Source organism: Streptomyces sp. FH025 (genome assembly GCF_017427025.1).
In the GTDB taxonomy this organism is placed as follows: domain Bacteria; phylum Actinomycetota; class Actinomycetes; order Streptomycetales; family Streptomycetaceae; genus Kitasatospora.
Genome location: NZ_JAFLNG010000886.1, coordinates 1 through 2,709, shown reverse-complemented (window position 1 = coordinate 2,709; position 2,709 = coordinate 1). Strand labels below are relative to the sequence as shown.

The 2,709-nt window shown below is 72.7% G+C and carries 3 protein-coding genes; all 3 read left to right on the top strand.

Annotated elements, in window-relative coordinates; translation table 11 throughout:
- Window positions 1-575 (top strand): pyridoxamine 5'-phosphate oxidase family protein (locus J0670_RS35235; RefSeq protein ID WP_207816610.1); only part of this gene is annotated, 575 nt, incomplete at its 5' end.
- 10 nt (window positions 576-585) lie between these two features.
- Window positions 586-1,245 (top strand): FMN-binding negative transcriptional regulator, encoded by a 660-nt coding sequence (locus J0670_RS35230; RefSeq protein WP_207816607.1) that lies wholly within the window; start codon window positions 586-588, stop codon window positions 1,243-1,245.
- Window positions 1,246-1,358: 113 nt separating this feature from the next.
- On the top strand, window positions 1,359-2,709 hold a 1,351-nt coding region (locus J0670_RS35225; RefSeq protein WP_307806833.1), incomplete at its 3' end, for a sugar porter family MFS transporter.

Here is a 2,709-nt window from a genome sequence, read left to right as displayed (position 1 = left end):
TCCACGCCATCCTCGACAGCGCCTACATCTGCCACCTCGGCTTCGTCGCCGACGGCGCCCCCGTCGTCCTGCCGACGATCTACGCCCGGGTCGGCAGCCGGCTCTACGTCCACGGCTCCACCGGCAGCCGCCCGCTGCGCGGCGCCTCCGGCGAGCAGGGCATGCCGGTCTGCGTCACCGTCACCCAGGTCGACGCCCTGGTGCTGACCAAGTCCGCCTTCAACCACTCGGTGAACTTCCGCTCGGTGGTCGCCCACGGCACCGCGTACCAGGTCACCGACCCCGAGGAGCTGGACGTCGCGCTGGCCGCCCTGGTCGACCACGCCGTACCCGGGCGCTCCGCCGAGGTCCGCCCCGCCAACCCCAAGGAGCTCGCCGCCACCGCCGTGATCCGGCTGGAGCTGGACGAGGTCTCGGCCAAGACCCGCGCGGACGGCGCCGGCGACGACCCCGAGGACGCCGACCTGCCGTACTGGTCCGGGCTCATCCCGGTCACCACCGTGCACGGCACCCCCGAACCGCACCCCGGCAGCACCGTCCCGCTCCCCGCGCACCTGCGCGGCTACCCCCGCTGAGGAGGCCCGCATGCTGATCAGATCCTGGGACCGCGGCGACGAGGACGAGTGGCGCGCCTGGCTTGCCGAGGGCCGCGACTTCGGCCTGCTCGCCGCCAACGGCCGCGACGGCGAGGGCCCGGTGCTCGTCCCGACGCACTTCCTGCTGGACGCCGAACGCGGCGAGATCCTGCTCCACCTCGCCGCACCCAACCCCCTGCTGGCCGCCGTCCGGGCCGACCCGAACGTCACCCTCGCGGTCACCGACGGCTACGCCTTCATCCCCAGCCAGTGGCGGGAGGCGAACAGCGCGCCCACCAGTTACTACGCCTCGGTGCACTTCCACTGCACCGCCGAGGTGGTCGAGTCCGCGGAGGCCAAGGCGGAACTCCTCAACCGCCAGCTGGCGCACTTCCAGCCGGAGACCCCGGGGGTCCGGGTCCTGCCCGGCGAGGGCGAGCTCGCCCGCCTGCTGCCCGGCCTGCGCGGGCTCCGCCTGACGGTCCGCGAGGTGCGCGCCAAGTTCAAGTACGACGACAAGAAGCCCGCCGAGGCGCAGTACGCGATCGCCGAGCACCTCGCCGAACGCGCCGCCGGCCCCGGGCGCGGCCGCGACGACTACGCCGCCGCCCGTACCCAGTTGCTGCGCCGCCACCGGCGACGCACCGCGCCGCCGCGCGCCGCCGGCTGACCCGGGATCACCCGATCGGTCGCCAGCCCGGGCAGGGCGGCCGTCACGCTGCTCGAATGTGAGACGAGTCCCACTCCGCCGTCGGAGCGGCCCGTCCACCTCGGGGAGCGCGCGTGTCCACAATCCACAGCCAACGGGTGTCCGGCGAGGCCCACCTCGGGCACGTGGTGTTCATCTCCGCCGCGGCCGCCATGGGCGGCTTCCTGTTCGGCTACGACAGCGCGGTGATCAACGGCGCGGTGACGGGCATCCAGAAGCACTTCGGCGTGGGCCACGGCACCACCGCCTTCGTGGTGGCCATCGCGCTGCTCGGCTCGGCGGCCGGCGCGGTGGCCGCCGGCCGGTTGGCCGACCACCTCGGCCGGGTGCGCACGATGCTGCTGGCCGCCGTGCTGTTCGCGGCCAGCGGCATCGGCTCGATGTTCCCGCCGAACATCGAGACCCTCGCCGCGTGGCGCGTGATCGGCGGCATCGCGATCGGCATCGCCTCGGTGATCGCGCCGACCTACATCGCCGAGGTCGCGCCCACCGCCTACCGCGGCCGGCTCGCCTCCTTCCAGCAGATGGCGATCGTGCTCGGCATCACCGTCTCCCAGCTCGCCAACTGGGCGCTCAACCAGGCCGCCGGCGGCGAGTCGACCAACCACCTCGGCGGCGTCCAGGCCTGGCAGTGGATGCTCGGCGTCGAGGCCATCCCGGCCCTGGTCTACGGCCTGATGGCGCTCGCCATCCCGGAGTCGCCGCGCTACCTGATCGCCGACCACCGCGAGCCGCAGGCCCGCAAGGTGCTGGTCGAGGTCGAGGGCGAGAACGTCGACCTCGACGCCCGGGTGGCGGAGATCCGCGCGGTGCTGGAGTCCAGCCGCAAGCCCCGGCTCAAGGACCTGACGGGCGGCCGCTTCGGCCTGCTGCCGATCGTCTGGGTCGGCATCGGCGCCTCGGTGTTCCAGCAGTTCGTCGGCATCAACGTGATCTTCTACTACTCCTCCTTCCTCTGGCAGTCGGTCGGCATCAACGAGTCGAACTCGCTGCTGATCAGCCTCTCCACCTCGATCATCAACGTGATCGGCACCGTGATCGCGATGGCCCTGGTGGACCGGATCGGCCGCAAGCCGCTCGCCCTGACCGGCTCCATCGGCATGGCGGCCGCGCTGGCCACCGCCGCCTGGGCGTTCTCCCACCGGCACGGCACCGGCGCCACCGCCACCCTCGACAACACCCACGCCACCGTCGCCCTGGTCGCCGCCCACGTCTTCGTGCTCTGCTTCGCCTTCTCCTGGGGCGTGGTGGTCTGGGTCCTGCTCGGCGAGATGTTCCCCAACCGGATCCGCGCGCTGGCCCTGTCCGTCGCCGCCTCGGCCCAGTGGATCGCCAACTGGGCGATCACCGTCAGCTTCCCGAGCCTCGCCGACTGGAACCTCTCGGCGACGTACGTCATCTACGCGGCCTTCGCGCTGCTCTCCA

Coding starts and splice junctions, on each gene's coding strand:
- J0670_RS35230 (WP_207816607.1), top strand. CDS start 586: ATGCTGATCAGATCCTGGGACCGCGGCGACGAGGACGAGTGGCGCGCC.